Annotated in this window: 11 protein-coding genes and 1 tRNA gene; 4 read left to right on the top strand and 8 right to left on the bottom strand. The window is 65.4% G+C overall.

The genetic code is table 11. From position 1 onward, the window contains the following. Nucleotides 1–76: 76 nt before the first annotated feature. Complete coding sequence (locus tag KCN53_RS00855) at nucleotides 77–1,381, top strand: UDP-glucose dehydrogenase family protein (protein WP_088711891.1); 1,305 nt, start codon at nucleotides 77–79, stop codon at nucleotides 1,379–1,381. A 37-nt stretch (nucleotides 1,382–1,418) separates the two neighbouring features. Here the strand turns inward: KCN53_RS00855 and KCN53_RS00850 are convergent, their stop codons facing one another. Further along, nucleotides 1,419–1,865 carry a DUF2244 domain-containing protein gene (locus KCN53_RS00850; RefSeq protein WP_088711892.1) on the bottom strand — a complete coding sequence of 149 codons (447 nt, stop codon included), beginning with the start codon at nucleotides 1,863–1,865 and terminating at the stop codon, nucleotides 1,419–1,421. 50 nt (nucleotides 1,866–1,915) lie between these two features. Here KCN53_RS00850 and nth point away from each other — a divergent pair, with 50 nt between their 5' ends. Then, nucleotides 1,916–2,560 (top strand): endonuclease III, encoded by a 645-nt coding sequence (nth, locus tag KCN53_RS00845; protein ID WP_088711893.1) that lies wholly within the window; start codon nucleotides 1,916–1,918, stop codon nucleotides 2,558–2,560. A gap of 231 nt (nucleotides 2,561–2,791) precedes the next feature. Next, nucleotides 2,792–2,868, top strand: a tRNA-Arg gene (locus tag KCN53_RS00840). Nucleotides 2,869–2,976: 108 nt separating this feature from the next. Here KCN53_RS00840 and KCN53_RS00835 read toward each other — a convergent pair. The 6 genes from KCN53_RS00835 to KCN53_RS00810 all read right to left on the bottom strand — a co-directional run bounded on the left by KCN53_RS00835 (nucleotide 2,977) and on the right by KCN53_RS00810 (nucleotide 8,653). Then, nucleotides 2,977–4,074: a glycosyltransferase family protein gene (locus KCN53_RS00835; protein ID WP_088711894.1), complete on the bottom strand. Its 1,098-nt coding sequence runs from the start codon at nucleotides 4,072–4,074 to the stop codon at nucleotides 2,977–2,979. Further along, the gene (locus tag KCN53_RS00830) at nucleotides 4,071–4,991 is read right to left on the bottom strand and encodes an HpcH/HpaI aldolase/citrate lyase family protein (RefSeq protein WP_088711895.1); all 921 of its coding nucleotides are present in this window, start codon (nucleotides 4,989–4,991) and stop codon (nucleotides 4,071–4,073) included. The genes KCN53_RS00835 and KCN53_RS00830 overlap by 4 nt, the downstream gene beginning before the upstream one ends. After that, nucleotides 4,988–5,452 (bottom strand): MaoC family dehydratase, encoded by a 465-nt coding sequence (locus tag KCN53_RS00825; RefSeq protein ID WP_088711896.1) that lies wholly within the window; start codon nucleotides 5,450–5,452, stop codon nucleotides 4,988–4,990. The genes KCN53_RS00830 and KCN53_RS00825 overlap by 4 nt, the downstream gene beginning before the upstream one ends. 137 nt (nucleotides 5,453–5,589) lie before the next feature. After that, a complete protein-coding gene (locus KCN53_RS00820) occupies nucleotides 5,590–6,735 on the bottom strand; it encodes a pyridoxal phosphate-dependent aminotransferase (RefSeq protein WP_088711897.1) in 1,146 nt (381 codons plus the stop codon). Between the two features lie 25 nt (nucleotides 6,736–6,760). Next, nucleotides 6,761–7,594, bottom strand: a complete 834-nt coding sequence (locus KCN53_RS00815; RefSeq protein WP_088711898.1) for a sulfite exporter TauE/SafE family protein — start codon at nucleotides 7,592–7,594, stop codon at nucleotides 6,761–6,763. 144 nt (nucleotides 7,595–7,738) lie between these two features. Then, nucleotides 7,739–8,653: a phospholipase A gene (locus tag KCN53_RS00810; RefSeq protein ID WP_172406193.1), complete on the bottom strand. Its 915-nt coding sequence runs from the start codon at nucleotides 8,651–8,653 to the stop codon at nucleotides 7,739–7,741. A 135-nt stretch (nucleotides 8,654–8,788) separates the two neighbouring features. Between KCN53_RS00810 and KCN53_RS00805 the strand changes: the two genes are divergently transcribed. Further along, entirely contained in the window at nucleotides 8,789–11,590 is a 2,802-nt protein-coding gene (locus KCN53_RS00805) for an Ig-like domain-containing protein (RefSeq protein ID WP_088711900.1), read from the top strand. 25 nt (nucleotides 11,591–11,615) lie between these two features. On the opposite strand, the gene KCN53_RS00800 is transcribed toward KCN53_RS00805, so the two are convergent. Further along, nucleotides 11,616–12,611, bottom strand: a complete 996-nt coding sequence (locus KCN53_RS00800) for a 2Fe-2S iron-sulfur cluster binding domain-containing protein (RefSeq protein ID WP_088711901.1) — start codon at nucleotides 12,609–12,611, stop codon at nucleotides 11,616–11,618. Nucleotides 12,612–12,642: the final 31 nt, after the last annotated feature.

Here is a 12,642-nt window from a genome sequence, read left to right as displayed (position 1 = left end):
GACACTGGCCTTCGGTCCCGCCGCGCGCTAGCGGCAAAGGCGACCCACCTCTCCTCGACAGGAAAGCGTTTCCCGCATGCGTCTCGCCATGATCGGCACCGGCTATGTCGGCCTTGTTTCAGGTGCCTGCTTCTCCGAATTCGGTCACCATGTCGTCTGCGTCGACAAGAACGAGAAGATCGTCGACCGGCTGAACGACGGCGAAATTCCGATTTACGAGCCGGGCCTCGAGGCACTGGTGGAGCGGAATGCGGCAGGCGGCCGCCTACGCTTTACGACCGATCTAAAAGACGCCGTGGCGGATGCCGACGCGGTCTTCATCGCGGTGGGTACCCCCAGCCGCCGCGGCGACGGCCATGCGGACCTTAGCTATGTCTATGCGGCCGCAGAGGAAATCGCGCGCGCGGCTTCGGGCAGCTGCGTCATCGTCAATAAGTCCACCGTCCCGGTCGGGACGGGGCAGGAGGTGCAGGCGATCGCGCGCCGCACCGCGCCCGAGAAACAGATCAGCGTCGCGTCCAATCCCGAGTTCCTGCGGGAAGGCTCCGCGATCGAGGACTTCATGCGGCCCGACCGCGTCGTGGTGGGCGTCGACAACGACCACGCCGAGCAGGTCATGCGGTCCATTTATCGGCCGCTATCCCTGCGCGAGGTGCCGCTGCTGGTCGCCGACCGCGAGACGGCCGAGCTGATCAAATATGCCGCCAATGCCTTCCTTGCCGTCAAGATCAGCTACATCAACGAGATGGCCGACCTGTGCGAGAAAGTCGGCGCAGACGTGCAGACGGTGGCGAAGGGGATCGGGCTCGACAACCGGATCGGTCCGAAATTCCTGCACCCCGGTCCTGGCTATGGCGGCTCGTGCTTTCCGAAGGATACGCTGGCGCTCCTGCGCACCTCCGAAGAGGCGGGGGCGCCCGTGCGCATCGTCCAGGCGACCGTCGACGTGAACGAACGGCGCAAGGAGGCGATGGCGGAGCGCGTGATCGCGGCGTGCGGCGGCGACGTGAGCGGCAAGCGGATCGCCGCGCTCGGCCTCGCCTTCAAGCCGAATACCGACGACATGCGCGAATCGCCCGCTTTGGAAATCCTCCCGCGCCTGCAGAAGGCGGGGGCGCAGGTCGCGGCCTTCGATCCCGCGGCGATGCAGCAGGCGACGCCGCTGCTTCCCGGCGTGGAAATGGCCGCTAGCGCCTATGACGCGGTCGAGGGGGCCGCCGCGGTGGTCCTGATCACCGAATGGAACGAGTTCCGCGCGCTCGACCTCGGCCGGGTAAAGGCCAGCATGGCCGATCCGGTCTTCGTCGACCTGAGGAACGTCTATCCGCCGGAGGATATGCGCAGCGCTGGCTTCCGCTACAGTTCGATCGGCCGGAAATAGGGCGCGGCCCGCTCGTCCCGGTGAGGGGGGCTGGCCCCTAGCCGTTCAGCGCGCGCGCCAGAACGTCGTAGACTTCGCGCCGTTCGCGTCGGTTGAGGTGCTTTCCGATCAGCATCCTCTTGCGCTTGTGACGCAGCCACAACCGGTCCTGCGGTGCATGCCGCTCAAGTTCCACGCGGGTCCAGGATCGCGGCAGCGTCCAGCGCCGCGTCCGCCCGTGCGGGTCGGTACGTTCGACGACCAGCTCCTGCCCCGCCAGCCGCAGCCGCTCGAAGGCGCGCGCTGCAGTGCGGCTGCTGCGAAAGGCCCAGACGAGCAGCGCAAGGTCGACGAGCAGGAACGGTAGTACCAGCCAGGCGCCGAGCAGCAGGAAGCGAAGCCCTGCGAACAGCATCACGAAGGCCGTCACCCCGATGACGAGTTTCGCCGACCCCAGGGGCAGGGGCGGTGGAGGGCGCAGGGTCAGGTCGAAATCGGTGGCCATTGCGGGGGAAACGTCTAGCGCGAAAATCTTGCCGCGGTAGGACGCGCGTCATGAAACCGCAGACCGTCCGAGAGTTCTTCCGCCGCCTGTCGGAGGCGATGCCCGCGCCGGAAACCGAGCTTGAATATGTCAACGACTACACCCTGCTGGTCGCCGTGGTGCTGTCGGCGCAGGCAACCGATGTCGGCGTCAACAAGGCGACGCGGGCTCTGTTCGACAAGGTGAAGACACCAGCCGCCATGGTCGAACTGGGAGAAGAGGAGCTGCGCGAGCACATCAAGACAATCGGCCTGTTCAACTCGAAGGCCAAGAACGTCATCGCGCTCAGCGAGATGCTGCTCGAACATCATGGCGGGTCGGTACCGCGCGACCGGGCCGCGCTCGAGGCGCTGCCGGGGGTGGGGCGGAAGACGGCGAACGTCGTTCTCAACACCGCGTTCGGCGAGCCGACCCTTGCCGTGGACACGCATGTATTCCGGGTCGGCAATCGGACGGGACTGGCGAAGGGGAAGACGCCGCGCGCCGTCGAAGACCGGCTGCTGAAGGTGATTCCGGACGACTATATCATGAACGCCCATCACTGGCTGATCCTGCATGGCCGCCACATCTGCAAGGCGCGGCGGCCGGAATGCTGGCGCTGTCCGGTCGAGGATCTGTGCGCCTATCCGGACAAGACGCCCGCGCCGGAAAGCTGATCCGGTCAGCGAGGGTTAAGCCAGGGGCCGCTACGTAGTGGCACTGCCGCAGTATGGCGGCACAGTAGCGTATCTGCGTATCCCAGGTCCGGCCCCCCGCGCCCCTCAGCGGGGCGGCCGGTCCCCCGCTTTCGCCGCCGATTTGGCCCGTGAATCTCCGGGCAGCCCCCCGGTGCGCGAAACACTGGTACGCGACCTGCGCTTTTGCTAAGCGCCCGCTTCCGGCCTCAGGCACCCGTAGCTCAGCTGGATAGAGCGCTGCCCTCCGAAGGCAGAGGTCACAGGTTCGAATCCTGTCGGGTGCGCCATTTGCAGCAAGAACGGTAGAACCGTTCCGCGGCTCTGATGTCTGCGGCAAGTCAGCGTTTCTGGCAGGCGCTCGCGTTCCGTTTGCCGCTCTGCCGCCGTTCCTCGCCTCAGCTGGGAGGATGCAGCCGGAAGTTCTTCGCCAGTTGCTCGGGGCGCCGTTCTTCTGCGGCGCGTTCCAATGACGCCCGGAAGGCTCCGCGGTCCTCTGCGACGATCTCCCGGTCGAGCGATCCGATCAAGGGGGGGATATCCTCCGCCTGTTCGACCAGATAGCCGATCGGCCCGTAGCGGCGTTCCCAGTCCAGCGTCACAGCCGTCCGCGTCGTGATGAGCGGAATGCCATAGGCGGCCGCGTCGAGAAGTGTTCCGCTCGCGGCATGGCTGTAGCGCACGGGATCGAGCGGCAGACAAATCAGGTCGCTGCGCTCGACGAGCGATGCAAACCAGTCGCGCGGCAGCTTTTCCCGCGCAGGCGGCACCTCGAACAGCACATCGTCCGCACTGTCATAGTCGTCGCCGAAGCGTGAGCCGACGACTGCGAAGCGGAAGCGGTCCTGATTGAGCCGCGCGGCCTCGAGGAACTGGTCGAAGCGCTTGGCGCGGAAGGTGCCGCCGAGGAAGGATATCGTCGGGCGCTCTGGCACGGGGCCCGGCTGGTGGGGCGCGGGCGCGCACGGGTGCGGCAGTGCGGTTGCCGCGCTCTTGGGGTGAAGTACGGCGTCAAGGCCGTCGAGGATTGCCGGTTCGAGCACCACCAGGCGCGCATTCGCGGGGAACCTGCGGGCAAGAAGGCCGAACATGTCGCGGCGGCGTACGAGCGGATTTCGCGAGCGCCAGCGCGCGGGCTCGGCGAGTTCGCTATGACCGACGAAGTCGAAGCCGGTGCCGGGCCGGGTCTTCGCGAGTTTCAGAAGAGCGCCGAAATAGTTCGCCCCCGCCCCGAGAACGACGGCATGATCGGCTTTGCCATGAGCGGCGATATAGGCTGCCTTCGCCGTACCCGCCCAGTCGCCATGGCCCGCGCGCACGAAGCTGACGGGGACGGGGTAGTCGAACGCATCTAGCGCGGCGATGTGCGCGTCCTCGCCGTGCATTTCGATGGAAATGCCGGGATGCGCGAGACCGATGATGCGGAGGAGGTCGCGGTTGAAGGGGACGTGGCTGAGACCCGAAACCTCCAGGTCGAAAACGTCCACCCTGGTCATGCCGCGCCGTAGGCCTCCGCCTGGGCGATGACGGTCTCGGCCTGTTTCAGGTGCGGCCGGTCGAGCATCTTGCCGTCGAGGCCCACGGTACCCGCGCCCGGCTGCGCCGCAAAGGCCGCGACCACGCTGCGGGCATGATCCACCTCCTCCGCCGAGGGAGAAAAGCTGGCGTTGATCGGCTCGACCTGCGCCGGATGAATGGCGAGGCGGCCGGTGAAGCCTTCGGACCGCGCCGCGCTGCTGGAGGCCCGAAGACCCTCTGCGTCGCGAAAATCCGCATGTAGCGTGTCCACCGCTTCGACCCCGGCCGCGTGTGCACCAAGGAGGGTCAGCGACCGGACGAGGCGGTAGGCGGGCGCAAAATCGCCGGACGCGTCGCGGTTCGTCGCCGCGCCGAGAGCGGCGGAGAGATCCTCCGCGCCCCAGCTGAGACCGCGCAGGCGGGGGAGGGCCAGATCGGCATAGTCGCCGAGACGAAAACAGGCCGCCGGCGTTTCGGTCGCCACCGGCAGGATGTCGATTTCGCCCTCCTTCAGGCCGGCGCGGACCTCGAGCGCGGAAAGGAAATCGGACAGACGAAGCAGGTCCTCGGGCCCTTCCGCCTTCGGAAGCACGACGCCGTCGGGGGCGCCCTCGACGATCGCTGCCAGGTCGACAAGCGCCAGACCGCTGTCCAGGGGGTTGATGCGGACCCAATATTCGGACCGGCGTTCGGCGGCGGGCGTGTCTTGCAGCAGGGCGGGAACCAGCTCGCGCGCCGCGTCCTTGCGCTCCGGAGCGACGGCGTCCTCAAGGTCGAAAATCAGCGCGTCGGCAGCCAGTCCGCCCGCTTTCGCCAGCTTCTTTTCGCTGTCGCCCGGGATGAAGAGCCACGAACGGTTCGGCGCCCGCCTGGAGGGCACGTCTTCGGCGGTCATTTGGCGCCTTTGGGCTTCATGTGCTGAAGGCCCGTGCGCTTGCAGCTGGCAACGAGCTCGTCATGCTGGTTGTAGGCGCGGTGCTGAAAGGTCACGATGCCCTGCCCGGGCCGCGACTTGCTTTCCCTGAGATCGAGGACTTCGGTCTCGATCCGAACGGTGTCGCCGTGAAACAGAGGCTTTGGAAATCGTACCTCGTCCCACCCCAGATTGGCGACCGCAGTGCCGAGCGTCGTGTCGTTGACCGAGATGCCGACCATCAGCGCGAGCGTGAAGGTGCTGTTGACCAGCCGTTGGCCATATTCGCTCTCGGTCTGCATGTAATGCTCGTCGAGATGAAGCTGCGCCGGATTATGCGTCATCGTCGTGAACAGCACATTGTCCGTTTCGGTAATCGTCCGGCGGATCGGGTGTTTGAAGACCTGGCCCACCTCAAGCTCGTCAAACCAGACGCCCGGCATTCCAGACCTCCCCTGCTATGCGGCGAACCCGCCTCGTAATATAGCGGTAAGGCCCGGGGCAAGCTCGGCGGCAGCCGGTCCGGAGACGGGGCGGCCAAATTCTTCGGCCGCCCCGTCTCTCTCCGGTCGATTGCCGATCAGGCGGAGGCGACGACCTCCGGCAGAGCGGCGGCGTATTTCTCGACGTCCTCCAGCTTTCCGGTGCTGACCCGCGACCAGGTCGTCCAGGCGCCATAGGCGCCGCGTATCATGATGCCGCGATCCGCCATCGCCGTCTGCACGGAGTCGGCATCGGGAACCTTCACATAGACGAAATTGGTCTGCGACGGCAGCGCCGTCAGCCCGGCGCGCTGGACTGCATCGAGGATCATCTGCCGCCCGGTCAGAATCTGCTTGCGCGAATAGTCGAGAAAGGGCTCGTCGTTATAGGACGCGATCGCGCCCGAGAGGCCCGCCGTATTCCCGCCAAAGCTCATCAGATAGCCGCGCATGGTCTCGACCTTTTCAGGGGCCGCCAGGGCATAGCCGACGCGCAGACCCGCCATGCCGTAGATCTTCGAGAAGGTGCGGCAGACGATCAGGTTCGGATGCGCCGCCACCATGTCGCTGACCGAGGTATATTCGGGCCGGTCGGTCAGCTCGTTATAGGCTTCGTCGATCAGGATCGTGACGCGCGGATCGACCTGGCGAATGAAGGTACGCAGTTCGTCGCCGTCGATGGCGATGCCCGTGGGGTTGTTGGGGTTGCAGATCTGCACCATGCCGACATCGGGGCCGATGGCCGCGAGCATGGCGGGCAGGTCGACCTCCATGTCGGCCGTCAGCGGCACGCGCTTGACTGCCGCGCCCTTGCGGGCGGCATAGTCGACCGTGGTATCCCAGAACAGGCCGGGGCAGAGGATCGCGCCCTCCTGCGGCATCGATAGCGCGGCGGCGCACAGAATCTCGGTGGACCCGCTGCTGATCGCCACATGGTCGCCGTCGAGGCCGAACCTCTCCGCGATCATGTCGGTCAGCGTGCGCAGGCCGCCATCGGCATAATAGCAACCCTTTGCCGCCGTATCGTAGATGGCGGCGACCGCGCTCGGGCTGGGGCCATAGGGGTTTTCGTTGCGCGACAGCAGCGCCACGCCGGGGGCCGGTCCGAAAACCGGCGGCTTCGCGGTCAGGTTCGGTTTCGCTTCGTTCAGCGGTGACTGCGCGAAGGCCGCCCCGCCGCCCGCCATCGCGGCGGTTCCCGCCGCCGCTGCGCCCAGAAAGGCGCGCCTGTTGAAATCCCTCATCTTCCTTCTCCCTCCTGTTCGACGATCAGCCTGTCACTCCCTTGCCGATCATCAGTCCTCCGATGAAAATCAGATATACGCCGAACACCCGCTTCAGCTTGTCGGCCGGCAGCCTGTGCGCCGCCGCCGCCCCCCAGGGGGCGGAAAACACCGACATCGAGACGATGGAGATAGCGGCGAGAAGATTGACGTAGCCCAGCGAGCCGATGGGCAGATCCTCCTTGCCGAGGCCGATAATGGCGAAGCCGATCGCGCTTGGCAGCGCGATCAGGAAGCCCACGCCGGACGCCGTGCCGATCGCGCTGTGAATAGAGCGGCCGCACAGCGTCATGACGATGACGGCCGGCGTGCCGCCGCCGATGCCGAGCAGCGAGGAGAAGGCGCCGAGCAGCGCGCCGATGGCTATCCTGCCTGCGCCGCCGGGAAGGTCGTCGCGCAAGGTCTTGGTCTTCAGGACCGGCCACAGAAAGTGAAGCGCCATGATGAGAACGCCGCCGCCGAAGATGACTGCCAGGCCGGCCCCATCGACCTGCGTGGCAAGCGCGACGCCGACGACATCGCCGGCGATCACCCAGGGTGCCCACGCTTTCAGCACAGCGAAATCGACCGAGTGGTGCCGGGCATGCGCCTGCACGGATCTGAGCGATGTGATGACGATGGTGGCGAGCGAGGTCCCAACCGCCACGTGGAAATATTCGTTCGGGTCGCCGCCCATGATCGGAAGCAGCGCCACCAGCGCGGGAACCACGACGAACCCGCCACCAATCCCGAACAGGCCGGCAACGAAGCCCGCGAACAGGCCGGCGCCGAGCATGATGGCGAGTAGCGGGAGAAACTCGAGAAGTGAGCCGTCGAGCATGAGCCGTACCTGGTCGCTCCCCTTACCGGCCGCCCCCGATCGGCAACCTCCCGGCCGCGAACGTTAATGTTGCGGCGCACAACAGCAAGCCCCGAATTCCGTGCATCCGCAAGCAGGCATATATCGGCCTGCGGAGGCTGGCGCCTAGCGCACGAGCGCCAGGCCAATGCGCAGGCGGGTCGTCTTTTGGTCGTAATCGAGCAGGTTCTCGCCGTAGCCCCTGAACCCCTGCGCCGTCAGATATAACTCCGGGCCGCCCCCGAGCAGGCGCGGCAGGGGATAGGTGGCCAGCGTTTCGAAACTTCCCTTGCCGGTCGAAAGGTTCATGCGGCCCATGCCGGAAATGCGCAGCCCTTCGGGATCGCCCAGTTCGGCGAACACGCCCGTATGGCCGCGGAAGCGGTCGATATCCTCGTTTTCTTCCTGGCTACCGACATAGGTCCAGAAGCGCGGGCCGGCGCGCAGCCGCCAAGTCTCCCCAAGACGCACCGCGAATGCGGGCTGGACGTAGACCGTGTTGACGCTGCGCGAGTCCTCTCCCGCCTGTCCGTTCGAGGTGTGCCGTATGCCTACCTGAACCCCCAGGTCGAGGTCGCGGGAGACTGCCGGCAGCGCCGCCGCGTAGAATAGTTCGGGCTCGAAATCGATGTTTCGGAACGGAAGGGATTCCGCCTCCAGGTCCCAGAACATGCGCTGGGTGTAGGCGAAGTAGATGCCGTCATAGCCGCCGGACAGAATGGCATCGGGCCCCGCGTCCCGACCGAACAGGCGGTATTTCAAGCTTAGCTGCAGGCGCGCCGCGGTATTCGTGCCCGGCCCGTAGACCCCATAAATGGGGGCATATTCCGACAGGTTGGCGAGAAACGGGTTGCCGGCCGACCGGTCCAGCGGCCGCGCGGCCTCGGATTCCGCCCCAACTCCGCGCTCTTGGCGGTCCTGAACGTCTTCATCGGTTTCGGCGCTGACTTGGGCGCCGGCAGGGGGAGCGAATGTCATGGCCAGAAGGAAAGTCGCCGCCAGGGCGCCGGCGCGCCGATGATACTGGTCTGCCTTCATCATCGCATTGCCCCTGCCTTTCGCGCCGCGCCATCTCATAGCCGTTCGGGGAGCGGCCGGGAAAGGCCCGTATTCGCTGGTCGGGACCGCTCGGCGGCCCTAGGCTGGAACTCCAGACCCTGGCTGAGGAGGTGTCTTGTGGCGACCTATATTCCGACGGAAACCATCGTTCTTTCAGATCTTTCCGAGCGAACGGCAAGGGCGAGTTCCATCTCGTTCGGCGACCAGGTGCTGGTAGTCTGGGCGTATTACGATGAACCTGGGGAGTTCGGGGCGCGCTATGTCGATTTCTCGGCCACGCCTCAGTCGGACCAGTTCCAGGTACCCCTGATGACCACTGGCGAACCCTCCCATCTTTCGGCAGCGCAAGCGGGCGATGGCTTCGCCATCAGCTTCTACGATTCCGGCTCCGAAGGTCTGCGCGCAGTCGTTTCCAATGAGTTCCTTACGGACACGACCATCGAGATTGCGTCCGCGGATGAATTGGCGGTTCGATCGTCTGCCAGCATTGCCGACGGTGCAGGATGGGCCACAGCGTATTTTTCCATCGGAGAGACTGCCAACGACCTGACCGTTGCCCGCTTCGGAGCGGACGGCGCCCTGTTGTCCCGGGCCACGGTCCTGGAAGGAGTGGGTACGGGATTTTCCGTGCCGCAGGTGGCGCGGCTAAGCGACGGGACGATGGTCGCTGCTGCCCGTACCGGCGACGGCAGCGTCGCCGATAGACCCAGCGTCGATGGAGTCCTTCTCGACAGCCAAGGCCTTGCCCTCTCCGGCTTTTCCGTGAACGCCGCGTCAGGTGGAGCAATCCTGGACTTCGCCATTGCCGAACTCGCCGGGGGCGGGTTCGTAGTTGTCACAAACGAACTGACCGAGGACGGCTCGCCCGACACCGTGATCCGGGCCCAGCGGTTCGACGAGGACGGAACGATCCTGGGAGAATCAAGGGTCCTTCAGGATTTGGGGATGGCCCTCTCCTGGCTCGACGTGGAGGGTCTGCCGGACGGCGGCTATATGGTGGGCTGGACACGGGGGGCGGAACATCCGTTTTTTCCTGGTCCCTATGTGGGCACTTACGGTCAGGCGTTCCAGGCTGACGGCGCTGCCGATAGCCTGATTTTCAGGGTCGACGATCCCTTTTCGGGTCTCGAAGCTGACATCCGTATCGAAGTAGATGATGCGGCAAATGTTCTGTTTGTCACCCCGGTCCTCGATCCGGACCTGTCGACAAATTTTGTCTTGGCAACAGCTCTGGAGGTGGCGGAACCGGGGCCCGTCTTCGGCGATGTGGACTTCGAGGTAAACGAGGACAGCGTATTGGTTCTCGATGTGCAGCCGGTCGAAGAATTCGATGGCACGGAGACCGTTCAATATACCGACCCGGCAAACGGCACGGTAGTGGGGGGCAGCCTTTCAACCCTGGAATATCGGCCCAACCCGAACTTTTTCGGGGAGGACAGCTTTGACCTGACGGTCGTGGACCCGCTTGGAAACCCGCGCACGGAAACGATCACCATCAGCGTGGCTCCGGTCAACGACGCTCCCTCTGCAACCTCGCAAACGGTCTTCGCCGGGACGCGATCGGTCGATGTTCAGGTCGAGGCAACGGACCCCGAGGGCGATCCGCTGACCTACCGGGCTCTTAGTGCGAATGGCGGGACCGTGACGGGCGGAGAGAACGGGCTGTTCACCTATACGTTCGGTCCCTTCAACGCGAACAACGAGAATTTTTTCAGTTTCGAAGTCGAGGATGCGTCGGGCGCCACTGCGATGGCGACCGTTCAGATCGAACTTGACGGTATTGCGCCGCCGGGACGCATCACCCTCCTGAACGATGGGGTAGACGAGGATGCCGAGGCGGGGACGGTTGTGGGGACCCTCTACGCCGAAGACGAGGATGGCGGGCCGCTTACCTATGAGCTCCTCGACGATGCGGACGGTATCTTTCGCCTCGGTGACGGCGGAGAGCTTATCCTGACGGAGGCCGGGCGGCTCGACCACGAAACCCAGCTCCTGTATCAGCTGTACGCCCAGGCCACAGACGACAGCGGCCTGTCGCGTATCAACAGCTTCGTGGTCTATGTCCGCGACGTCTATGAGGGGCCGGGCGTGGAAGCGCCTGACCTGGAAGGCTCGGCGCAGCTCATTCTGGGCCAAGGCCAAATTCTCGCGCTGATAGATGGCGCCCACACGATCTTCGGGTCGCGGGAGTCAGCGGAGACCGTCGTCGTGGGTACCGGTGAACAGGCGCGGTTCGACCCCTCATTCAATGCCGGGAGCGACCTGTTCATTCTGCGCGATCCGAGGTCCGCCTACGATATCGAGCTATTGGGGTCGGTTGTCCGGATCGGGGACGATCTGGGTACGTCGGTCGACATTCCCTTGGGCCCCGAGGGGCTGCGGCTTGCTTTCGAAGATGGTGAGCAGCTGATCACCTACGACGCGGAGACAGGGGGGCTGTCGTTCGAGCGCCTGTCCGACGAAGATACTCCCATTCCGGATTTCGATCCGCAAAATCCGGGAAGGGTGATCGTTTCGCCCGACGGCGAGGCGTCGGTTCCGCTCGGCGCGTTCGACATTTTCGGGACGGCGGGCACTGAAACGATCACGATTTCATTGGGTTCGCAGCTGACTTTCGATCCCTCCTTCAATCGCGGCGGCGACATTATCGAGGTAGAGAGATTCGCTTCGTCCGGGCTTCTGCGAGAGGCGTATCTCGACGGCTCTACCGCCTTGGTTGGATTCAACTCTCCCGGGAGCTTGGAGCTCACAATACCGGTCGGGACCGAGCCGATTACCTTTCGTTTCCTCGATGGGCAGCGGGAGCTCTACTACGACACCGACCTGGGCGAGCTGGTCTACACCGAACTGACGGCGCTGCCGCAGTCGGGCGTCTCCCAGGACGTCGCGGCCGTCGCCGACATGCCGCTCGTCCTGTAGCGCCCGGAGCGGCCCTCACCCCCGGTTATACGCCGCGCGCGAAACGCTCTGCGCGAATGGCCTGCGGCGGAACGGAGTGACAACGAAGAAGTGCGCGCGCGGCATCGATCATCGCGGGCGGGCCGCACAGATGGTAGGCGTGGCCGGCGGCGAAATCCTCGTCGGCAAGCGCCGCGAGCGCGGTGCCCCGATATATGCCGGGACGCTGCCCCTCCATCAGGGCGATACGAACTTCAAGCCGGGGGACGCGGCCCGCGAGCGCAGAAAGCTCTTCATGATAGAATAGCTCCTCCTCGCGGGTGCAGCCGAAAACCAGCAGCATATCGCGAGCCTCCTCCGCTTGCGCCCGGATCATGGACAGCACGGGTGCGAGCCCCGTTCCTCCTGCGATGAAGACTTGCCGGTCGGCGCTCGTATCCGCTGCAAAGCCGCCTAGCGGCGCCTGCAGGACGAGGCGGTCGCCCGGTGCGGCGGCGCTGCGCAGCCACTCGCTGACCTGGCCGCCGTCCAGGTGCCGGATCAGCAGTTCGATGTGCGGCAGGTCCGCCATGGTACTCGCGATCGAATAGGCGCGGGCGACGCGCAGTCCGGGGGGACGAAGCCGCAGATATTGGCCGGGCTGGAAGCGGAAGCCTTCCGCGTCGTCGAGTTCGATCAGCAGCCGGGAGACGGTCCCGCACAAGCGGTCATGGGCGGCGAGCTTCGCCCTGTACCGGGCCGGCTCCGACGGGGTGGGCTCCAACGGATAGTCGAACGAGAAGGCGGCGTCCGCGGTCATTCGTGTCTGGCATGTCGCCACCAGCCCTTCGGCGGCTTCCTCGGCGCTGATGATCGGCGCGGGGCCACTAGAAATGGACCGGGTCTGGCTGCACCGGCCGAGACACGCCCCGCACTCGCCGGTCGTGCAGTCATATCGGAGCGGAACGTCCTGACGCATCGCCGCTTCGACGACGGTTTCCTCCGGCTTCACCGGCAGCGCCAGCGTCGCGCCATCCTGAAACTTCAGCCTCGCCTCGAACATGGATACCTCGCCTAAAAAGCTGTTGAGATTG

The sequence above is a fragment of the Pacificimonas aurantium genome (assembly GCF_020092905.1).
GTDB lineage: Bacteria > Pseudomonadota > Alphaproteobacteria > Sphingomonadales > Sphingomonadaceae > Pacificimonas > Pacificimonas aurantium.
Note: the sequence above shows the minus strand (reverse complement) of the source record. Positions and strands in the feature narration are given on the sequence as shown.

Coding starts and splice junctions, on each gene's coding strand:
- KCN53_RS00825 (WP_088711896.1), bottom strand. CDS start 5,452: ATGCCGGGCGTCTGGTTTGACGAGCTTGAGGTGGGCCAGGTCTTCAAA.
- KCN53_RS00830 (WP_088711895.1), bottom strand. CDS start 4,991: ATGACCGCCGAAGACGTGCCCTCCAGGCGGGCGCCGAACCGTTCGTGG.
- KCN53_RS00850 (WP_088711892.1), bottom strand. CDS start 1,865: ATGGCCACCGATTTCGACCTGACCCTGCGCCCTCCACCGCCCCTGCCC.
- KCN53_RS00810 (WP_172406193.1), bottom strand. CDS start 8,653: ATGATGAAGGCAGACCAGTATCATCGGCGCGCCGGCGCCCTGGCGGCG.
- KCN53_RS00815 (WP_088711898.1), bottom strand. CDS start 7,594: ATGCTCGACGGCTCACTTCTCGAGTTTCTCCCGCTACTCGCCATCATG.
- KCN53_RS00855 (WP_088711891.1), top strand. CDS start 77: ATGCGTCTCGCCATGATCGGCACCGGCTATGTCGGCCTTGTTTCAGGT.
- KCN53_RS00820 (WP_088711897.1), bottom strand. CDS start 6,735: ATGAGGGATTTCAACAGGCGCGCCTTTCTGGGCGCAGCGGCGGCGGGA.
- KCN53_RS00835 (WP_088711894.1), bottom strand. CDS start 4,074: ATGACCAGGGTGGACGTTTTCGACCTGGAGGTTTCGGGTCTCAGCCAC.
- KCN53_RS00800 (WP_088711901.1), bottom strand. CDS start 12,611: ATGTTCGAGGCGAGGCTGAAGTTTCAGGATGGCGCGACGCTGGCGCTG.
- nth (WP_088711893.1), top strand. CDS start 1,916: ATGAAACCGCAGACCGTCCGAGAGTTCTTCCGCCGCCTGTCGGAGGCG.